At 67.5% G+C, this 21420-nt stretch carries 13 protein-coding genes and 1 pseudogene; 8 read left to right on the top strand and 6 right to left on the bottom strand.

Annotation, left to right across the window (positions count from 1 at the left end; translation table 11 throughout):
• The first annotated feature begins 61 nt into the window (after positions 1–61).
• Positions 62–3385, top strand: a complete 3324-nt coding sequence (locus ACFQXB_RS08230; protein ID WP_377401969.1) for an autotransporter domain-containing protein — start codon at positions 62–64, stop codon at positions 3383–3385.
• Between the two features lie 98 nt (positions 3386–3483).
• Positions 3484–4260 carry a DeoR/GlpR family DNA-binding transcription regulator gene (locus ACFQXB_RS08235; RefSeq protein ID WP_377401972.1) on the top strand — a complete coding sequence of 259 codons (777 nt, stop codon included), beginning with the start codon at positions 3484–3486 and terminating at the stop codon, positions 4258–4260.
• 281 nt (positions 4261–4541) lie between these two features.
• Here ACFQXB_RS08235 and ACFQXB_RS08240 read toward each other — a convergent pair whose 3' ends face one another.
• The 3 genes and pseudogenes from ACFQXB_RS08240 to ACFQXB_RS08250 form a co-directional block, all read right to left on the bottom strand.
• Complete coding sequence (locus tag ACFQXB_RS08240; protein ID WP_377401975.1) at positions 4542–6125, bottom strand: tannase/feruloyl esterase family alpha/beta hydrolase; 1584 nt, start codon at positions 6123–6125, stop codon at positions 4542–4544.
• 419 nt (positions 6126–6544) lie between these two features.
• Positions 6545–6834: pseudogene (locus ACFQXB_RS08245) on the bottom strand (transposase); the annotation flags it as partial.
• A gap of 1345 nt (positions 6835–8179) precedes the next feature.
• Entirely contained in the window at positions 8180–9088 is a 909-nt protein-coding gene (locus ACFQXB_RS08250) for a LysR substrate-binding domain-containing protein (RefSeq protein WP_377401978.1), read from the bottom strand.
• A gap of 193 nt (positions 9089–9281) precedes the next feature.
• On the opposite strand from ACFQXB_RS08250, the gene ACFQXB_RS08255 reads away from it, so the two are divergent.
• The 6 genes from ACFQXB_RS08255 to ACFQXB_RS08280 are packed head-to-tail and all read left to right on the top strand — an operon-like array spanning position 9282 to position 16686.
• Positions 9282–10250: an ABC transporter permease gene (locus ACFQXB_RS08255; RefSeq protein ID WP_377401981.1), complete on the top strand. Its 969-nt coding sequence runs from the start codon at positions 9282–9284 to the stop codon at positions 10248–10250.
• On the top strand, positions 10250–11152 hold the full coding sequence (locus tag ACFQXB_RS08260; protein ID WP_377401984.1) for an ABC transporter permease: 903 nt from the start codon (positions 10250–10252) through the stop codon (positions 11150–11152). The genes ACFQXB_RS08255 and ACFQXB_RS08260 overlap by 1 nt, the downstream gene beginning before the upstream one ends.
• Positions 11149–12165 carry an ABC transporter ATP-binding protein gene (locus tag ACFQXB_RS08265; RefSeq protein ID WP_377401987.1) on the top strand — a complete coding sequence of 339 codons (1017 nt, stop codon included), beginning with the start codon at positions 11149–11151 and terminating at the stop codon, positions 12163–12165. The genes ACFQXB_RS08260 and ACFQXB_RS08265 overlap by 4 nt, the downstream gene beginning before the upstream one ends.
• Positions 12162–13205, top strand: coding sequence for an ABC transporter ATP-binding protein (locus ACFQXB_RS08270; protein ID WP_377401990.1), 1044 nt, complete (start codon positions 12162–12164; stop codon positions 13203–13205). The genes ACFQXB_RS08265 and ACFQXB_RS08270 overlap by 4 nt, the downstream gene beginning before the upstream one ends.
• The gene (locus tag ACFQXB_RS08275) at positions 13202–14776 is read left to right on the top strand and encodes an ABC transporter substrate-binding protein (protein WP_377401993.1); all 1575 of its coding nucleotides are present in this window, start codon (positions 13202–13204) and stop codon (positions 14774–14776) included. Before ACFQXB_RS08270 ends, ACFQXB_RS08275 begins: the two co-directional genes overlap by 4 nt.
• Positions 14773–16686, top strand: coding sequence for a CocE/NonD family hydrolase (locus tag ACFQXB_RS08280; protein ID WP_377401996.1), 1914 nt, complete (start codon positions 14773–14775; stop codon positions 16684–16686). Before ACFQXB_RS08275 ends, ACFQXB_RS08280 begins: the two co-directional genes overlap by 4 nt.
• Positions 16687–17450: 764 nt before the next feature.
• Here ACFQXB_RS08280 and ACFQXB_RS08285 read toward each other — a convergent pair.
• The 3 genes from ACFQXB_RS08285 to ACFQXB_RS08295 form a co-directional block, all read right to left on the bottom strand.
• Positions 17451–17879 carry a VOC family protein gene (locus ACFQXB_RS08285; RefSeq protein WP_377401999.1) on the bottom strand — a complete coding sequence of 143 codons (429 nt, stop codon included), beginning with the start codon at positions 17877–17879 and terminating at the stop codon, positions 17451–17453.
• A gap of 712 nt (positions 17880–18591) precedes the next feature.
• Positions 18592–19656 (bottom strand): ParB/RepB/Spo0J family partition protein, encoded by a 1065-nt coding sequence (locus ACFQXB_RS08290; protein WP_377402002.1) that lies wholly within the window; start codon positions 19654–19656, stop codon positions 18592–18594.
• Positions 19634–21034 (bottom strand): AAA family ATPase, encoded by a 1401-nt coding sequence (locus ACFQXB_RS08295; protein ID WP_377402005.1) that lies wholly within the window; start codon positions 21032–21034, stop codon positions 19634–19636. Before ACFQXB_RS08295 ends, ACFQXB_RS08290 begins: the two co-directional genes overlap by 23 nt.
• Positions 21035–21420 lie beyond the last annotated feature (386 nt).

Genomic DNA, 21420 nt, shown 5'->3' on the forward strand with positions numbered 1-21420 from the left:
GCGATAGCAGCGCTTGGCACTGCCAGCAGTCCCCTGCCTCTCCAAGCGGAAAGTCAAACAGATGATCAACGAATTCTCCTGTAATCCCAGATCCGCCCGTCCCTGTCGGCGTCTGCTTTGCAGCGCGGCCTTTGCCGCGCTGCTCGTCTCGCCTGCCTCGGTTGCGGCGCAGTCGCATGACGACACCTTGCGCCTGCTGACCTACAACGTGTGGACCCGTTTCAATCAGAATGTGACCGGTCCGGCGCAGTTCCTTGCCAAGGGCGATTACGACGTGATCCTGATGCAGGAGGCGGGCAGCAACAAACGCTATGTCAGCGACCTTCCGGACCTGCTGGAAAATGCGGGTCTGGGAACGTATCAGGGCGCGACTGCGGGCAGTTCCGCCCTGCTGTCGCGCCTGCCCGGCACGATCGGAACCCATCGGCTGCCAGACATCCCCACCCAGGGGCGCGACATCACCTGGGCGCAGATCAAGGGCGCCGGCGGGCGTCCCGGCATCACGGTCGGTGCCGTGCATTTCGACTATGGCGACAGCCCCGCCCGCCGCGTCGCCGAGGCGCAGGCGCTGAACGCCTGGGCAAAAGGCCTGAATGCGCCGCTGATCATGGGCGGCGATTTCAATGCCGGCGATGTGGCCGAACGTGGCCTGCATCGCGCCGAACAACAGTCCTATCTTTTTGCACGCATGCTCATGCGGCCGGGCAGCAATGCGCTGTGGGGGGATCTGGCGCAGCAATACATCCCCGAGGGCCGCGAAGAGCAATATGCCGCCTATGTTGCCGCGATGCAGGCGGTCGAAGAGAACGGGCAGCCGCGTTACATGAACGTGCTTCAGGAATACTTCGCCCAGAACCGCGATGAATTTCCGGGCATCACCAGCATCAACAACATGAGCTGGCGCCAGTGGGAGACCATCATCGCCCATGACATGGCCCGGAACGGGATCACCTTCGACGACGAGATCTATCCCGTCGCCGGCAACACGCCCGTCACCATGAACGTGCTGAAACAGCAGTTCATGCTGCTGCAGACCGAGGCCGAGCGCGAGTTGTTCGCGCCGCATCCGCTGGGCGACGGCCGCAGCACCTGGCCCTCCGTGCTGGAGGATGACGAGAACACCTGGCATGGCTGGGACCGGGTGCGGATCGATCATTTTCTTGCGGCGCGTCCCTTCGGCAAGTGGTTCGCCATCGTCAGTGATCCCAACGATCCCTATCTGGGCACGATCCGCGACATCACGGTGGAACGTCCCGATGGCACCCCGGCGCCGCTGTCGGATCATGATCTGGTGGCACATGAGGTCCGTTGGATCGGCCCCCGGCTGGAAACCTTCGGCGACGATCAGACCCGCCTGGCCTGGGATGCGCAGGCCACCACCTGGGGCGAACGCGGCGGGGAATTCCTGCTCAGCCGCAACAACATGCGCACCGACGTCTATCTGGGGCAGATCGCCGATGCGAACGGCAACCCGATCCTTACCGATCTGACCGAGGCCGAGCGCACCACCCTGCTGGATTGCACGACCAGCGACCCGCGCTTTCAGCAGGCGGTGCTGGACTATTGCATCGACGATCACAGCTTCATCGGCGAAACGCTGGTGGCCGATGGCGGCACGATCCTGATCACCGAGGATGCGGCGCTCGGCAATGCGGACGCCCAGCTGCGGCTGAACGGCGGCGGTCTGGCGATGCTGGGCACCAGCATGACAGCCCTTGATCGCGCGGTGGTCCTGGAGGGGCAGGGCGGCTGGCTGGACGTGCGTGACGAAGCCGGGCGTATCGACGCCAGCGGCGTGATCTCGGGCAGTGGCGATCTGATCAAGCGCGGCGACGGGCAACTGGTGCTCTCGGCGACCAATACCTATTCCGGCGGCACCATGGTCGAGCGCGGGGCGCTGATCGTCAACGGATCGATCGCCGGATCGGGCCTGATGACCGTGGCCGATGGCGCGCGGCTTGGCGGCACCGGCACCACCGCGAGCGTTGCGATCGCCAGCGGCGGAACGCTCGGCGCCGGCAACAGCATCGGCACCCTGACCATCGACGGGAACCTGTCCTTTGCCCAGGGCGCGATCTTCGAGGTCGAGACCGATGCCGACGGCAATACCGACCGCGTCGATGTGACCGGGAGAGCGGTGATCAACGGCGGCAGCGTGCTGGCCCTGTCAGAGGCCGGCGCCTATGCCCTGAATACCGAGTATCAGATCCTGACGGCACCGGGCGGCATCACCGGCACCTTCGACAGCGTCAGGTCCTCGCTGGCCTTTCTCGATGCGCGACTGCGTTATGGCAGCACCAGCCTCGGGCTGAACCTCGAACGCAACGACACCGCCTTTCGCACGGTCGCAACCAGCGGCAACAGCCGCGCCACCGCCGATGCGCTGGAACGCCTTGGCGCGGGCAATGCCCTGTTCGACCGCGTCGTGATGCTGGGCGGCGAGACGGCCCGGGCCACCTTTACCGACCTGTCCGGCGAGATGAACGTGGCGGCCTTCGGTGCGCTGGCCGACCAGAGCGTTCTTGTCGGCGACATCTGGCGCCAGAACGCGCAGACCCCCGCCGAAGGCACGACTGTCTGGATCGGCGCCTATGGCAAGGACGGCACTGCCGCCGGCAGCAGCGATCTGTTTGATGTCAACCGCGACACGGTCGGCACGCTGTTTGGGGTGAACGCGGCCACCGCGGGCGGGGTGAACCTGGGCGGGATGGTCGGATTTGGTCACGGCTCGCTGTCGCTGGATGGCGCCTCGGGCCGGATCGATACCGACGATCTGCATCTGGGGCTGTCGCTGGGCACGCAGATCGGTGCGACCAGCCTGCGCGGAGGGGCCAGTTTCAGCCGCAGCCGCTTGTCGGGCCACCGCGACCTGCGGATCGGCCCTTCGGCCGAACGCGCCTCGGTCAGCGGCACGATGGACACGACCCACCTCTTTGCCGAGGTCGAGCATCGGGTGGCCTTCGACACCCTGCAGTTGATCCCCTTCGCGCGGCTTGGCCATGTGCATGTCGCGGCCGAGGGCCTGCGCGAGACAGGCAGCGCCGCCGCGCTGCGTGTCGAGGACAGCAGCTACAACGCCACCTACGGCGATCTGGGGGCGCGCCTGCAGACCGCTCTTGGCCCGACGGGCGCAACGCGCCTGCGTGCCGATCTTGCCTATCGGACCGTGTTTTCGGGCGACGAGGCAACCGTCGGCCTGGCCTTTGCGGGCGGCGACACGTTCGACATCTCGGCCGTCGGCATGACGGGCGATGTCGCGACTGTCGGTTTCGGCATTGACTACGACCTGAACGACACGACCGTCCTCTCGACACGCTATAGCGGTGCCTTCGGCGAGCGCAACACCGCCTCGGCCATCAGCCTCAGCCTGGGCATGCGGTTCTGAGACCTCCCACCCTTTGACCCCGCGCCGCGGCAATCCTGTTGCCGCGGCGCATGCATTCGGTGAGGATCATCTGACTTTCAATGGACGGACCACGGTGCATGGACGACACCAACAAGAAGGGCCAGAGGCAGGCACGGCTGCTCGGGGAACTCAAGCGCCGGAACTATCTGTCGCTCGAGGCGATCGCGCGGATGTTCGACGTGACCATCCAGACCGCCCGCCGCGATGTGATGGAACTGGAAAGCCATGGCCGGCTGCGGCGGATGCATGGCGGGGCGATCACCATCGACGCGATCTCGCCCGAGGAACTGCGCCATCGCCGGACGCACAACGTCGGACCCAAGGAGCAGATCGCCGCGCGCGTGGCGCAAGAGATCCCGCACGGTGCCGCGGTGTTTCTGGACACCGGCACGACCTGCGAAACCATCGCGCGGGCCCTCGTCCGCCACCGCGGCCTGCGGCTGCTGACCTACAGCCTGCGGATCGCCGCTTATCTGCGCGAAGCAACCGATTTCGTCATCGCCATTCCCGGCGGGTTCGTTCGGCAGGTCGATGGCGGGGTCTTTCGCGAAACGTCACATGATTTCCTGCAAAGCTTCCAGTTCGACATGGCGGTGATCTCGGTCAGCGGGCTGGACTGGACCGGCACCCTTGCCGATGATGACCCGGCCGAGGTCGAGATCGTCCGCACCGCGATGGCCCAGTCACAGACCGCGCTTCTGGCCATCGACGGCAGCAAGTTCGGCCAGCGCGGGCTGGTGCGTCTCGGGCCGCTGACGGACATGGACATCGTGGTCACCGATCACCCGCTGCCGGACCAGATCCGGGATCAGATCCTCGCCGCAAAGGTCCGCTATATTCAGGTCGGCACCTAGCTTGCGGAGGGCGCCGGGCCCGCGGGCAGGAACGTCTCTCCCACGCCCCGCCAGACGAGACCCGGATCGCATGATGCCTTGGATGCCGCACGCCGCATCTCCGCCCGCTTCCGACCCGACTCCAGCGGCCAAGGCGGATGGCGAAGGTCGATCAGTGGGAAGGACAGGGTGCCTCGCAAGCGGCATTTCTCCGCGGACGCGACGCTTTGAACTTCCGAAACCTGCCTTTCACCCGCATGGGGGGAAAAGGGGCCGGTGCCGGCCCCGGTTCCCGCATGGGATCATGGCACGCAGGCAAAGCTTTCGGCGGCGCTTTCGTCTCCGCCCTGATATTGCGGCCATGCGGGATACTGGCACAGCGGGCGGGTGATCGTGCCCGCGTCGTTGCTGTTGACCAGATCGCCCGGCGCCGTTCCTTCCGTCACCCAGGTTTCGAGCACCGAAAAAAGATCGGCGCGGTTCGGCATCCCCTCGGGACCCACGCCGCCATGGTTGATCGAGGGAAAGATGTAGAAGCGCGCGAATTCCGTAACCGCATCCGCGCCCATCGTCTCGTTCACGCGGGTCCAGTAGGCGGCAACTTCCGCGGGGGGAACTTCCGACGCACCCCCGGCATAGAGGATCATCCGCCCCCCGCGATCGCGCAGGCCCGACAGATCGGGGTTGGTCGCATCGAGGATCTGCGACACAGCGACGATCCGGTCGCGCAGGGCGGGATCGTTCGGATCGAAGCCGAGCGTGTCATATTCGGGGTCCTGTGCGATGAAGAACCGGGCATAGCCGTCGCCCAGCGTATAGACGTAGGAGTCATATCCGTCCTGGCTGGGACCGGGCCGGGACGGGACCGGGCGCGATCCGGCAAAGCTGCCCTGCCAGGCTGTATTGCCCCAGGGATAGCCCGCGTGCCCGGTCAGGCCATTGGCGATCTCGAAGTCAAGCTCGACCGGGCGGGCGACGTTCATCACGGCTTCAAGCTGCGCCTCGGTCAGACAGTCGCCGGTCTCACCCTCGGCACAAAGCAGGGAGGACAGATCAGGTTCGCAGCCCTCGAAATCCGCGATCCAGCCATCCTCCAGCCCGTCCTGCGGGTCGCATTGGGCATAGACCGCATCGGTCACCAGCTGCGCGAGTTCCGGCCCCACCCAGCCCGCGCCGCCATTGCGGTAAAAGCCGAGCGAGGATTGCAGATGCGCGATCTTGAGCCCGGTGAGGTTCGCCACCGGATCGCCGACAAGGATGCCGTCGTAATCCTCGGGATGGTCCTGCGCGGCGACCATCGCCTCTTTGCCGCCCTGCGAGAATCCGACGAAATAGCGCAGATCGGCGGGGGTGCCGTAATGCGCCTCGATGATCTGCATCGCGGCGCCATAGGTCTCGTTGACCGAGCGGCGGGCATAGCGCTCGAAGGCCTCCTGGTTCAGCGCGAACGAGGCCCGCCGCACGTCGATATCGGGGCCATGGGGCAGGTCATCGACGCTATGGCCGGAGTCGCCGGAAAAGGTCGCGTGGCCCTTGAACGGGAAGTCCTGCGCGGCGGCAGGCGTCTGCCAGCGCCCGCCCGCCTGCTGCGGGATCGTGCCGTTAAAGCCGCCGCCGCCGAACTGCACCGCATGGCCGCTCCAGTCCTCGGGCAGGACGACGCGCAGATTGATGGGCCAGCCTTCGGGATCGGCGGGCGCGATCTGCGCAAGGATCTCGCAATGGGCGGGGGCGGCCTCGGTCGCGTCAACTTCGGCGGCGCTGGTGATCGTCACCCCGTCAAGGGGCGCCGCGGACATCTCCGCGCAGGCCGTCCGGGCATTGGCGGGCATCGCCGCGGCCAGCATCGCTCCGCCGGCGAGGCCGGCCAGTTGCAGTGGTTTCATGATCTCTCCCCCCTTGGATTTCCGCCCATGGCTCCTCCGGCCGATGGGATGACATGTGCCGCAATCCGCCGCGACTGCGGGCCAACCCGGCCCGATTGCATGCATGATTCGCAACCCTGAGTGTAGTATCCTGGGGTTTTCATGCAATCCGGCGCATGATGCATACATTGCGCCGCCAGGCAGAAGCCCTCTGCGTCGGACTGCGGCCGAGATGCTGCGGAGGCGGAACGTCACGGGTCCTAAAGCTGACCCCGTCCAGCGACCGACGACGACTTGCCTGCTTGCGCAGCGTCTCCACCCAGGATCAGGTCCGCCAGCCGGTAACTTCGCGCCATCTCCGGTGCATCAGCTCCGCCCGCAAGTCACGCTCGCGCCTGAGGGGGGTGAGTGCCAGCATCTCAGGGAGACGGCCTCGGGAAGGCCCGGCGTCGGGAAATCGGATGCCCCCGTCGCCCGCTGCATTGCGTCCCGGCGCTGCATCGGCAGGGTCATGGCCTTCCGGAGGATCCTTCAGCACCACGTTGCGCGCATGGCGTCAGCCAGCAGACGTATCAGTTTCGCGTTCTCATCCTCGAGCTGCTTCAGTCGTTGGGTCCGACAGGTCCATCCCGCCAAACCTGGCCTTCAGCTTCTGGAACCTCGCGGGGCTCGATCCCTGCTTGCGGCACAATTCGCAGATCGGCAGACCGGCCTCCTGCTCCTTGCGCATCCCGATGATCGCGCCGCGGTGAAACGGCTTTTCCCGTGTCGTCTGCTCCTTCAGGCCGGGCAGACCCGGCTTCACGGCGAGGGAACTTCCGGGGGGGCAGGTCCCTCCTCCTGATTGACGATGGCGATTGCACCTGAGCTTGAACAACACCCGGCACCATCTGCGGATCGTGTTCCGGTGGCATCCACCCGAAAGTCACCGCAAATCCTGCGTGACTTCCGAGCTGTTTCCCGTGCCTCACAGATTGTCCTGTCCCGATGACACGGACATCAGCGCCTTTTAAGGCTGCTGGTCTGGTGAACGGTCCCTGGCCGTCCGTATGCCGTGGTATCGCTCTGCCGGCAGGCCGGATTTCGCCCGGGCCAGTCTGCTCCGGATCGACTACGGCTGTCTCATGCGGATGGCGAGGGCCGGCATCATCTCTCCCGCAGCCCCGGCACGACCCGGCAGCCAAACCGGCAGGCAGCCGCGCGGTATCCCGCGCTGTTCGTTGCTGGCCCGTCGCCGCATCGCCCCGCCAGCAGATCAGCCCGACATGGGCCAGCGCCAGAAGGTCGATGGCATATCCGGATCCGCACCTGACCCCCTCGGGCAGGAGCCGGCTGAAGAGGTCTGCGCGGATATCTCCGTCCCGGTCGGCACGCGACGCCCCGGGAAGAAAGCCGCGGCGACCATGTTGCAGGCGGCCGCGATCTCCGCACCACCGGCAGCGCCTGCATCGCCACATCGGCCGCGACGTGAGCCTCATCAGTGCGCCCCAGGCCGAAGCCAGCGCCAGAAGCGCGGTATGGGCCATCTCCGGGCATCGGGGGAACATGCGGGCCACCTTGCCGCGCCAGAGGGGTAACGGATCGGGATCGGCGATGGCCTCGTCGCAGATCCGCTGCGCCAGCGCGCCGCCATCCTCACCGACCTCGGCCGAGATGCCGCGCCACTTCTCCACGTTGGACCTCCAGGCGTCATGAAGCGCGTCGGGGTCCGTCACGCCGATCTGCCGGCCCGCCGCGATCCGGCGCTCCCGCTCACCGGCGGGAAGGCCGGAGCGGGGTCGTCCTGTTCGGGGCCACCCGTTGCGCACCGCGGGTGTCGATCTGGCGCTGCGGCAGGTCGGCGTTCCTGCGCATGAAAGACCGGCTGGTCTGCCGTGCGGAAAGCGGCGCCGGGGCGCGAAGATATGCGCCGCATGCCGCGGGGCGGCTGAAAGCGACGCGGACACCGGGCTTTCCGTGATCAGACCAACGACAACCCTGCCCCGGGACGGGCGGTGCGGCCCCAAGGCAAGCGGCGATGACCTGTCTGCGGACCGGGACGTCATCGTCCCGAGGCCGCCTTGGGCGCTGCGGCATCAGTCCGGGGCGTCGGCCACCAACCGCGCAAGTTGCTGGCCGGCGAAGATCACGAACTGGCGGGCGATCTCCGAAAGCTCGGGCTGCGCCGCATAGGCCAGCACGAAGCGATGCTCCAGCGCCGGGCGGAAGGGGCGGATGACGATCGGCAGATCAAGGCATTCCTGCACCAGAAGCGCGTTGACGATGGACACGCCGATCCCCTGCGCCACCAGCCCGCAGGCCGAGCTGACGGAATGTGTCTCGACCCGCACATTGGGGGTGATGCCCGCCATCGCGAAGGCAAGGTCCAGATCGCGCCGCGGCGCGCGGCGCCAGCCCAGAAGCACCAGTTCTTCCTGCCGCAGGTCGAAGGGCTGCACCTCGGACAGGGCGCACAGCCGGTGACCTTTCGGCATCACGCAGACCGAGGCCGCCGAGACCACATCCGAAAACTCCAGCCCCGGTTCGCTGACCGGAAGACGCAGCAGCCCGATATCCGCCTGCCGGGTCTGAAGCATGCCGCTGATGGCGTCATAGGGGCCGTGCAGGACCTCGAACCGCAGGTCGGGCTGCTGCCGGAGGAAGGCGGCGATGATCCCCGGCAGGATCACCCGCGACATCGAGGCAGGCACCGCGACGCGCAGCACCGTCGCGGGCCCCCTGCCCTGCCGCGCCTCCTCGGCGGCGGCCGAGAGGAAGAAGGCCCGCTCAAGAACATCCTGCGCATGCTGGTCCAGGTGCCGCCCCGCCCGCGTCGGCACCAGCCGCACCCGGTCGCGCACGAACAGCTGAAGGCCCAGATCCTCCTCGAGCTGGCTGATGCGCCTGCTGACCGCCGATTGCGAAATGCCCAGTATCTCTGCCGCCGCCTGGGTCGAGCCGGAGACAAGCACTGCGCGGTAGGCTTCCAGATCCTTGAGTTTCATCGTCCCCCCCCCCGCCGGGATCTATGCGATATGCGGCACGACCTGGCAATCCTTATGCGTGACACGCATGGAATGTCGTGAATTCGTCATATAGTTGCGTGAACGCTTCCCCTCCTGCAACTCTGCTTCGAAGCAGGGAGATCAGCCAAAGGATCATTGCCGTGAGCCAGCCCGAACCCGCAGGCGGAATGCCATGACCGCCTTCGTCATCCGCCGCCTTCTGCAGGCCATCATGGTGCTGCTGGTTACCTCGGTGATCGTATTCGTCGGCGTCTATGCGATCGGCGATCCGCTGGAAATCCTGCTGCCGGCCGATGCCACGCCGGCGGAACGGGCGCAGGTGACGCGCACCCTGGGCCTCGATCAGCCGCTGCCGGTTCAGTATTTCGGCTTTCTGATGCGCGCGCTGCAGGGGGATCTGGGGACCTCGTTCGTCTATAACCAGCCGGCGGTGCAGGTGATCCTGCAGCGGCTGCCGGCGACGCTGGAGCTGGCGTTCTGCGCGCTGTTGCTGGCGCTGGTGATCGGGATACCGCTGGGCCTGCTGGCGGGGCTGCGGCCGGGGACGCGGACCGAGGAAACCGTGATGACCGGCTCGATCCTCGGGTTTTCGCTGCCGAACTTCTGGCAGGGGATGATGCTGATCATGATCTTTGCGGTGATCCTCGGGTGGCTGCCCTCCACGGGGCGGGGGCGGACGGGGACGATCCTGGGCATCGAGACCAGCCTTGCGACGGCGGACGGTATCCGGCACCTGATCCTGCCGGCGCTGAACCTTGCGCTCGCCAAGATCGCGCTGGTGATCCGGCTGACGCGGACCGGCGTGCAGGAGACGATGCCGCTCGATTTCATCAAGTTCGCGCGGGCGCGGGGGCTGTCGGGGCGGCGGATCGTCTCGGTCCATGTGATGAAGAACATCATGATCCCGATCATCACCGTGCTGGGGATCGAGTTCGGGTCGCTGATCGCATTCGCGGTGGTGACCGAGACGATCTTTGCCTGGCCGGGGATCGGCAAGCTGATCATCGACAGCATCAACATCCTCGACCGTCCCGTCGTCGTCGCCTACATCCTTGTGATCGTTGCGATGTTCATCACCATCAACCTGATCGTGGACATCCTGTATTCCGTCCTTGATCCCCGCATCCGGGCGAAACGCTGATGGCTGTGCTCCGACTTCCGGCCCGCATGGGCGAGGGTATTGTCGCAACCTCGGTCAACGGGATCCTGCGCAGCACCAAGGCGACGATCGCGCTGGTGGTTTGCGTGCTCTTGATCGGGGCGGCGCTGTTCGCGCCCTGGATCGCGCCGCAGAACCCCTATGACCTGATGCAGATCGACGTGTTCGACAGCCGGCTGCCGCCGATGTCCGAGGGCTATACCGGCATGATCTATGTGCTGGGCACCGACGGGCAGGGGCGCGACATGCTGTCGGCGATGCTTTACGGGCTGCGCACCTCGCTGGGGGTGGGGCTGATCGCGGGCGGGCTCGCGCTGGCCATCGGCGCCTCGCTCGGGTTGATCGCGGCCTATGCGGGCGGGCGGCTGGACGCGTTCCTGATGCGCTTCGTGGACCTGATGCTGGGCTTTCCGACGATCCTTGTGGCGCTGATGATCCTCGCGGTCTTCGGGCAGGGCGTGTGGAAGGTGATCCTGGCGCTGGTTTTCGTGCAATGGGCCTATTTCGCGCGGGCCGCGCGGGCGGCGGCGCTGGTCGAGGTGAACCGGGATTATGTCGAGGCCGCGCGCTGTCTGGGCCTGTCGCACTGGCGGATCCTGTTCGGGCATCTGCTGCCGAACTGCCTGCCGCCGCTGATCGTCATCGGCACCATTCAGGTGGCCAGCGCCATCGCGGCCGAGGCGACGCTCTCGTTCCTGGGCATCGGCCTGCCGATCACCCAGCCGTCGCTGGGGCTGCTGATTTCCAACGGCTATCAGGTGCTGCTGGCCGGGCTTTACTGGATCAGCGTGTTTCCGGGGCTTCTGCTGCTGCTTCTGGTCTTCAGCATCAACATCGTGGGTGACCGGCTGCGCGAGGTTCTGAACCCGAGGCTGGTGAAATGAGCGGGGATGCGATGCTGGATCTGAGAGAGCTTCAGACACATTTCTTTACCCCCGCGGGTGTGGTGAAGGCGGTGGATGGCGTGAGCCTGACCGTGAACCGGGGCGAGATCGTGGGGCTGGTGGGCGAGTCCGGGTCGGGCAAGTCGATCACCGGGTTTTCGATCATCGGCCTCGTCGATCCGCCGGGGCGCAACGTGGGCGGGCAGATCCTGTTCAACGGCGAGGATCTGCTGGGTGCGCCGGAACGGCGGCTGCGCGGGCTGCGCGGCAACCGGATCGCGATGATCTTTCAGGACCCGATGATGACGCTGAACCCGGTGCTGTCGATCAGGACGCATATGGTGGAAACGGTTCTGGCGCATGAGAAGGTGGGCCGCGCCGAGGCGCTGCGCCGGTCGATCGAGGCGCTGGAGATGGTGGGCATCCCCGATGCCGCGCGGCGGATCGAGAGCTATCCGCACGAGTTTTCGGGGGGCATGCGTCAGCGGGTGGCGATTGCCATCGCGCTGTTGCACCGGCCCGACCTGATCATCGCGGACGAGCCGACGACGGCGCTCGATGTGACCATCCAGGCGCAGATCCTCGCGCAGGTGCAGAAGCTCTGCCGCGAGCTGGGGATGGGGCTGATCTGGATCAGCCATGACCTGGGCGTTGTGGCGGGCTTGGCCGACCGGGTGGCGGTGATGTACGCGGGGAAGATCGTCGAACAGGGGCCGGTGGATGAGGTGCTGGACCGGCCGCGCCACCCCTATACGCAGGGGTTGGTGAATTCGGCGCCGCTGGCCAATGAACGCGGCAAGCCGCTGCGCCAGATCCGGGGCGCGGCGCCGCATCCCCTGCACCGGCCCGAGGGCTGTGCCTTCCGCACCCGCTGCGACTACGCCACCGACCGCTGTGTGCAGGAGCCGCCGGAATCCGAGGGCGTCCACCGCTGGCGCTGTTTTCACCCGCGCAACATGGGTGCCTCTTCCGTGGACAACAATCCTGAACCGACTGTGGGGCGCGCGCCATGAGCGAGATCTTTGCAGAAGCCGTCAACGTCTCGCGCCGCTTTACCACCGAACCGGATCTGGCCGAACGCATCGCGGTCAGGCTGGGGGCGCGGGATACGCGCAAGGTCGTCCATGCGCTGGACGATGTGAACCTGACCATCCGGCGCGGCGAGGTCGTGGGGCTGGTGGGGGAATCCGGGTGCGGGAAGTCCACGCTGGGCCGGATCATCGCCGGGATGCTGCCGCCGAGCGAGGGGATAGTGCGGTTTCGCGGAAAGGATCGGGCCAACTTGCGCGGGCAGGAAGCGCGGCAGGCGCGGCTGGAAACGCAGATCATCTTTCAGGACCCGATGTCGTCCCTGAACCCGCGCAAGCGGGTGGTGGACATCATCGGCGAGGCGCCGGTCGCCCACGGCCTGATCCCGCGGCGGGAGAAAGAGGCACTGGTGGCGGGGCTGCTTGCGAAGGTGGGGCTGGACCCGTCGATGCGCGACCGGTTCCCGCACCAGTTTTCCGGCGGCCAGCGGCAGCGGATCGGGATCGCCCGGGCGCTCGCGGTGAATCCCGAATTCCTGGTCTGCGACGAAAGCATCGCGGCGCTGGACATTTCCATCCAGGCGCAGGTCCTCAACCTCTTCATGCAGCTGCGGCAGGATCTGGACCTCACCTACCTGTTCATCAGCCATGACCTGAGCGTGGTGCATCACATCGCCGACCGGGTGGTGATCATGTATCTGGGGCGCGTGGTGGAAAGCGGGCCGACCGAGGCGATCTTTGCCGAACCCAACCACCCCTATACCGCCGCCCTGCTGGAGGAGGTGCCGCGCATCGACCGGCGGCACCGCAGCTTCCAGCCGGTGAAGGGCGAGATCCCCTCGCCGATCAACCCGCCGCCCGGATGCCATTTCCATCCGCGCTGCCCCTTTGCCATGGACCGCTGCCGGGTGGAACGCCCGGCGCTTGTCCCCGTCGGTGGCGGGCAAGAGGCCGCCTGCCACCTGAACGACCTGGCCGAAAGGCCGCGATTCACACAGACCGATAACAGGGAGATACCAGCATGACGAAATTCCGCGCCGCCCTTGCCGGGCTGCTTCTGGCCACCACCAGCCTGACGCCGGCCCTTGCCGCCGATCTGGTGATCGGACGTTCGACCGAGCCTTCCGCGATCGACCCGCATTTCTCGCGCACCGGCAACAACCAGATGACGGCCGACAATATCTTCGAGCCGCTGCTGCTGACCGATGAAAACCTGCAGATGACCCCCGGCCTCGCGACCGAATGGGAAAACATCGACGAGCTGACCTGGGAAATCCAGCTGCGCGAGGGCGTCAAGTTCCACGACGGCTCGGACTTCACCGCCGATGACGTGGTCTTTTCGCTCGAACGGGTCAAGGACATCCCGAACAGCCCCGCGCCCTTTACGGATATGGTCAGTTCCATCGCCTCGGTGGAGAAGATCGACGATCACGCGATCCGTATCGTGACCCATTCCCCGAACCCGGCCTTGCTGGAACAGATCGGGCGGGTCTTCATCGTCTCGCAGGCCGCGGCCGAGGGCGCCTCGGTCGAGGATTTCAACGCCGGAACGGCCGCCATCGGCACCGGCCCCTACCGCTTCGTCAACTGGCGCCCCGCGGAATCGCTGACGGTCGAGCGGTTCGACGACTATTGGGGCGAGGCGCCGGATTACGGAACGCTCGAATTCCGCTTCATCAGCAACGATGCGGCGCGCACGGCGGCGCTGCTTTCCGGGTCGGTCGATCTGATCGACGCGGTGGCGCCCTCGGACGTGGCGCGGCTGGAAAACACGCCGGGCCTCAAGGTCTATGGCGTGGATTCCGGGCGTCTGGTCTATCTGGCGCTGTCGATGCGGGATGATACGGCGCCGGGCGTGGTGAATGCGCAGGGCCAGCCGATCGAGCCGAACCCGTTCCGTGACGCCAACGTGCGGCGGGCGATTTCGCACATGATCGACCGGCAGCTGATCATCGACCGCATCCTGAACGGGGCGGCCGTCGCCTCGGCACAGATCGTGCCCGAGGTTCTGGGCGGACATGTGCCGGAGTTGCAACCCCAGCCGGCAGATCCGGCGCGCGCGCGGGAACTGCTTGCCGAAGCGGGCTTCCCGGACGGGTTCGGGATCACGCTCTATTCCTCGAACAACCGCTTTCCGGGCGACGGCGACATCGCGCAGGCGATGGGGCAGATGCTGGCCCGCGGCGGGTTGCAGGTGAACGGCGTGGTGACGCAGCCCTACAACGTCTATGCGGGGGCGGCGACCAACGGGGAATACGGGGCGTTTGTCTTCTCGCTCGGGGCCTCCACCCCCAATGCCGAGGCGAACCTGCGCGCGCTGTTGCAGACCCGGGATACGGATGCCGGCACCGGCGGGTTCAACCGGATGCGCTATTCCAACCCGGAATTCGACGCGGCGCTGAACGAGGCGGTGCAGGAGTTCGACCCCGACCTGCGCAATGAAAAGCTGGCCGAGGCGACCCGGATCGCCATGGAGGACCAGGCCATCGTGCCGCTCTATTTCCAGCGGGTCTACTGGGCGTCGAAGGAGGGGATCGACTTCACCCCGAACCTTGCCGAACGCACCGTTGCCACAGACGTAAGGGCTGAAAATTGACCGATACCCTTGTGAACACTGCGCCGGCCACATCCGTGGCCGGCAACCGGAGCGGTTTTCCGGACCTGCCCGATGACGTGACCGTCGATTTCAACGTCATGGTGCGGATGCGCGACGGCGTGCATCTGGCCACCGACGTCTATCGCCCCGCGAACATGACGGGCGCGCTGCCGGTGATCCTTGAACGGACGCCCTATGACAAGGCCGGCACCCCCCGGACCGAGCTTTCGGTGGCGCGGCCCGATCCGATGACCCGGCCCGAACTGGCGGTCAGGCTGGCGCGGCTGGGATATGTCGTCATCTGGCAGGATTGCCGGGGGCGCTATGCCTCCGAAGGGCATTTCACCAAGTATCTGTCCGAGGGCGAGGACGGGTTCGACACGCTGGAATGGATCGTGGCGCAGCCCTGGTGCAACGGCAAGGTCGGCATGATGGGCCTGTCCTATGACGCGCATACGCAGATGGCGGCGGCCTGCCTGAACCCGCCGGGGCTGGTCTGCATGGCGGTGGATTCGGGCGGGTTCTCCAACGCCTTCACCTGCGGCATCCGGCAGGGCGGCGCGTTCGAGCTGAAGCAGGCGACCTGGGCCTATCACCGGGCGATGGAGGGGGGCGCGGCCCTGACCGACCCGCGGGTGAAGCCGGCGGTGGCGGCGGAAAGCCTGACGGACTGGTTCCGGGTGATGCCCTGGGGCAAGGGAAGGTCGCCGGTGCGCTGGAACCCGGAATACGAGGATTACCTGCTGGAGCAGTGGCAGCGCGGAACATTCGACGACTTCTGGAAGAAGGTCGGCATCTATGCGGCGGGCTATTACGACAGCTTCCCCAAGGTCGCGACCATCTTCATGTCAAGCTGGTATGACGCCTATGTGCAGACCACGCTGGAGAATTACGAGGGGCTGAAGGGCGACCCGGACCGGCCGCTCAGGCTCATCATGGGGCCCTGGACGCATGGCAACCGGTCGCGCACCGTCTTCGGCGACGTGGATTTCGGTCCCGCCGCGACCTTTGACGGGCAGGTGGACGAGGACTGGCTGACCTGTCGCATCAAGTGGTTCGACCGCTGGCTGAAGGGCGCCCCGGCGGATGCAGGCGCAAGGGTGCATCTGTTCGTCATGGGCACCGGCCCCGGCGGGCGCACCGGGGCGGGGCATCTGAATCACGGCGGGCAGTGGATCACCGCAACCGACTGGCCCCTGCCCGAGGCCCGGCCGCTCGACCTTTACCTGCGGCCCGACATGGCGCTGGCGGCAGAACCCGCGGCGGGGGAGGCGGCGATCAGCTATGATTTCGATCCCGCGAACCCGGTGCCGACCATCGGCGGGTCGCTGACCTCGGGGGAACCGGTGTTTACCGGCGGCGGCTTCAATCAGGTCGAGGACGCGGCCTTCTATGGCTGCACGCGGCCCGGCATGCCGCTGTCCGCGCGCCCCGATGTGCTGTCCTTCGAAACCGATCCCCTGGCCGAGGATACGCTGGTCGCAGGCCCGGTGGAGGTGGAGCTTTGGGTGACCTCCGACGCGCCCGACACGGATTTCACCGCCAAGCTGGTGGATGTCTATCCGCCCTGCGACGACTATCCGCGGGGCTATGCGCTCAACATCACCGACGGGATTTTCCGCTGCCGCTATCGCAACGGGTTCGACCGGCCCGAACCGATCGGGAACGGCGAGGTGTTCCGCATCACCATCCGGCCCTTCGCCACCGCGAACCTGTTCAAGAAGGGCCACCGCATCCGGCTGGACATCTCGTCCTCGAACTTCCCGAAATATGACGTGAACCCCAATACCGGCGAGCCCGAGGGCACCTCGCGCCGCCGCCGGATCGCGGCCAATACCGTCTTCATGTCCGAAAACCGCCTCTCGCGGCTGAGGATGCAGATCATCGACGCGACGATCCTGAAGGGCTGAGGGATGCGGCCGGACAGCAGGGGCGCGAACGGCCCGGGCCCTTGTCCGGCCGGACCGCCTTGCGCCGGGCCTCGCTGCGGGGCCGGCGCGCCGGGCGCCTGACCTGCGGGACGATGGCCGGCTGTTTCCCGGTCTGGCCCTGATCCGCCGCGCATCACTCCGGCCCGATCCCGGGACGGCTTCCGTCCCCGCCGCCAGCTCGCGCCCGGGCAATCGGCCTGAAGCCGCCCCGCCGCGCTGCCCCCGCCATTGCTTCCCCGAAGGCCCTCCGCCGGTTCCGGCGGGACCGCGCCAGGGTGGCGCGTCCGTCGCTCCCCTCGGCCGCCCTGCCCCGTTGCGGCCCCTGGGAACAAGATCGTCACCCGCCGCATGCGCCATGCAGGATCGGCCCGGTCAAGGCAGGGCTGTGGTCAAGGCAGGGCTGTGGGCAGGGCTGTGGGCAGGGCGCCGATGCGGGGCGCGGCCGAGATATCCGGCGCTGTGCAGGCTGCCGCAGCCCCTGCCCCGCGCGATGCGCCCCGACCCTCCCGGCCACCCGGCAGCAGCAGCGGCCCGTTTCTGCGCCGGCCGGGCCGCGCCCCGGCGGTTGGCGAAGCCGCTCAGGCAGATGGTTGCGCCCGGCGTGGTCCGGCCCTCGGGGCCCATGCCCATGCGGGGCCGGTTGCCGGCCCACACTGCCCCCGTCCCACACTGCACCCGTCCCGCACTGCCCGCACCCCGGTCCGCCCCCGCCCTGCGGCAGGCCGAGGCCCGGCCACGGCCGGTCAGAAGGTGATGACGACCGAAGGGGCGCTCCGCTCTGCCGGGCCATGAAAGACGGCCTCGATATTGTTGCCCGCCGGGTCAAGCAGGAAGGCGGCGTAATAGCCGGGATGATAGGGGCGTTCCCCCGGCGGGCCGTTGTCGCGCCCGCCCGCCGCCAGGCCCGCGCGGTGAAAGGCCTGCACCGCCTCGGGGCTTTCGGCCTGGAAGGCCAGGTGGTGCCGCCCCGTCGGGCGCCCAAGCGCGGCGCTGCTTTCCACCGAGGAGACGAACAGCTCATCCGCCCAGAAGTAATCCGGCGCCGTGCCGCCGATCGGAACCCCAAGCGCCCCAAGTGCCGCCTCATAGAACCGCAGAGCGGCGGGAAGATCCTCGACAACCAGATGAATATGGTCGATCAGACGGCCACGATGCAGCTTCTCGGTTTCCATTGCCTGTCCTTCCGCTTGGTGTCCGGGCTGGCCGCTTTCCGCGATTCTGCGGCGGCGCCCCGGGGAATCACGAGGGGATTGGGCCAAGACTAGACCGATCACCGGCGAAGGTCGACATCTCCGGCGCCCTCGGCCAGTCCGGTTGCCCCCGATCGCCCGCCATCACGGGCCTGTCAGGCGAGGGCCGCCGCGCCGGGAAAGACCCGCCCGCCCTGCCCCGCCGCCCGCAGATCCGCCGGCCATCCGCCCGGTCTCCGATCCCGTGACCGGCGCCCGCGTCAGATGCCGCGGCGGCGCTCCGGGATCCGCCGCCGCCGCATGTCGTCGCCGGCACGGCCACGCCCGCAGCGGCGCGGGGCGCGCGGCAACCGGGCACTTGCCGCGCGCATCGGCCCGCCGGGGTCGCGATCGCCGCGATCAGCAGCCGAGGCTCCGCGCCGCCCTGGCGGCATCCTCGCGGCATCCTCCCGGCGCCGGCGCGCGCCGTTGCGCCGTCAGGGAGGCACCCCGCGCCGCCTCTCGGGGCCGCGCCGCGGGATGTGCCGCACCGGCAAGCTCCGGCGGCTCCGGCCCGCGCCACTCGCGCAGGCCCTGCCCGCGTGCACCGGGCCAGACGGCCCGAAGGGGCGCGTTCCCAAAAAGTTCGACATTCCCGTGCTCCGGAATTCTTGTCCGCATTACGACGCCGAAATGCCGACTACATCGGCACCTTTCAGATCGGCTCCAGAAGCCGCTCCAGTTCCCGCATCACCGTCTCGATGAACGGGCCATCGACCACCCTGCCCCGCAGCCGGATCGAATAGCCGTCGTCGTGGCGCACCCGCTCCATCGTGACGCCATTCGCCAGCGGAATCCGGTCATCCGGCCCCGGCGCGCGCGGCGCCGCGGTCCGGCGCGGCCGCCCCCCGCGCGAGGTCTCGCGGCTGGCCGCATCGGCCCGGGCCAGCACCGGCTCCATCACCGCGATCTCCTTCGCGGGATCGACGCCCATGCCCGTCGCCAGCGCCTCGCGCAGCTTCGGCCCCAGCCCCAGCCGCAGCGCCTGGGCGATCCGCAGCCCCGACCGTTCGGACAGGTCGGTCGGGAAGGACAGCATGTCGCCCAGCTCCTCATGGACCAGCGCGAACGAGCGGATCTTGGACCGCTTGGCCTTCGAGGCCGCGGCAAAGATCGCATCCACCGCATCGTCGGGGCTGCGGAAGGCCCCCTGGTCGGCCGCCACCACCGCGATCCGGCCCCGCTCATAGGGGGTCAGCTGTTCACGCAGCTCGTTCTCCTCGACCATCGCGGCATAGGCGGCGGCGGTCTCCTGTGCCGGCCGGATCAGCGCCCGCACCTGCCCCGGCTCTCCGCTTTCCGCCGCCAGCGCCCGCAGCGCCGTCACCCGCCGCCAGCCCGAGATCAGCCCGTAGCGTTCGCCGCCCAGATCGACCACCTCGATCGGCAGCCGCTGGCCGTTCAGCCGCAGCGAGGTCTTGAGTTCCTCCATATCGGGGCCGGAAACCACCATCCGGTCGCGCACCAGATGTTCCAGAAACACCGCATCCAGCGGCAGGTCGCGGATCAGCCGGCCTTCGGCCTCGGCCCGGCGCAGGGCCTCGGCGGCGGCGGCGGCGGCACGGTCTGCCGGCGGCAACGGCTCGGCGGCCCGGGCGGTCTCGGCCGCGACCTGGGCGATCGGCGCCGCAAAGGGTGACACCGGTTTCGCCGCGAAACCGGTTTCGAGATCCGCGAGATCCGCGGGGCTTGGGGCATCAAGCCGGCGTCGTTTGGCCATGCGCTTTCCTTTCCTGATCATCGCGCCACCAGGCGCCCAGCAGCAATTCCTTGAACTCGGCATAGGTGCGGTCAAAGGCCTCTCGGCCCCGCAGATAGGTTTCGCGGTTGAAGTCGCGCGGATCGGCCTCGTAGATGCCGTTGACCTGCTCGCCCGCCTGCCCCACCAGCGCCGTCACCTCCTGCCGGTAGGCATTCATGAAATCGCCGAAATAGGCCTGGATCACATTGGCAAGGTCGGTCTGCTGCGCCGCATCGAACCGGGTGATGATCGCGCGCACCACGTCCCATTCGAAACGCACCTCGGGCAGGCCGGCGATGCGGCGGCCGGCGTTCTCGCCCTCCTCGATACTGGCGAAGGTGGAATAGAGCATGTCGAAGAACCGCCCGGTCGAGTCGAATTCGAGGAACGAGGCCCCCAGCGGCACCAGCAGGATATCCGCCGCCGCCAGCGAATTGATCGTCAGGTACCCAAGTGCGGGAGGCGTATCGAGGAAGACGATGTCGTAATCCTCCAGCACGCCCGACTTCTGCAGGAAGTTCCCCAGGGCATCCCACAGCGGCCAGCCGCGCAGCGCCATGCGCCAGACCGGGATCTGGAACTCGGCCCAGTAAAGGTTCAGCTGCGCGCCGATCAGATCGACATTAGGCCAGTGCGTCTTGCGGATCAGGTTTCGCGGCGAAACCTGCAAGGCCTCGGTCAGGGTTTCGTCAAGGGGCAGGGGCGCGGCACCCTGGGCGGCGCGCACGACGTTCTCGGCCTGCACCGCCTCGGCGTAATCCCTTGCAATCAATGGGAAAACCGTCTGCCATTCATCCTCGATCCGCCCCCCGAACAGGGAGGTGAGCGAGCCCTGGCTGTCCAGGTCGATCGCCAGAACCCGATAGCCATCCAGCGCCGCCGCCATCGCCAGATGGGCGCAGGTCGTGGTCTTGCCCGACCCGCCCTTGAAATTCGCGATGGCGACCACCTTGGCGGGCAGGCCCTCGGGTCGCCAGGGCCGGTAGGGCTTGGTGGCCGAGCCTTCGCGCGCGAAGTGGTCGCGCAGGGTCAGGACCTCTTCCAGGGTGAAATAGCGGCTGCCGCCCTCGGCCACGCCCTGCGGCAGGGCGGGATTGGCGTTGAGCACCCGGCGCAGATGCGCCGCTGCAACCGGGATCATGTAGCGCGTGATTTCCCAGATCGAGAAACGCCGCAGCCGCTTGGTGCCGTCGGGCGCATAGCCGCGCCGGGCCAGATCCTCGCGGCCGCGGGTGCAGAAGGCCGCCGCCTTGGCGAACCGGGCGCTGTCAACGGGCGGCCCGAGTTTCTCGGCCGTCTTGGCCGGGTCCATGCCAAGATGCGGGGGAAGGGGGGGTGAATCGCTCTTGCGTGCCATATGCTCTGCCTGATGTGCGACCTTGGGCGCGTTGTTTGCCAAAACATGACACATCATGCCTGAAATCGGAACAGGGATTTTCGTGCGCCGCGCCCAGGGCCGGGAGGGGCGGTTTCGCGGCGAAACCCGAGCCTGTGCGGGCTCATCATCGGCAGGAAAGCAGAAAGATCACGATCAACAAGAGTTTTCTCTCTTTGAGAGTCTTTAAGATCTTTGCCCAAGAAAAGCCTCGTCAAAACCGGCTGTTAGAGGGGTTCGGGCGCCCGTTTCCGGGGCCATGGGCACCTGTGTGCGGGACGGAAGGAACCCGTTCACGGGACAAGCGGCACCTGAACCCGGTCGGAGGGGAACCCGAATCCGGGGCGGCCGCCTGGCGGGAATGGGCG

The sequence above is a fragment of the Halodurantibacterium daqingense genome (genome assembly GCF_042666235.1).
GTDB lineage: Bacteria > Pseudomonadota > Alphaproteobacteria > Rhodobacterales > Rhodobacteraceae > Halodurantibacterium > Halodurantibacterium daqingensis.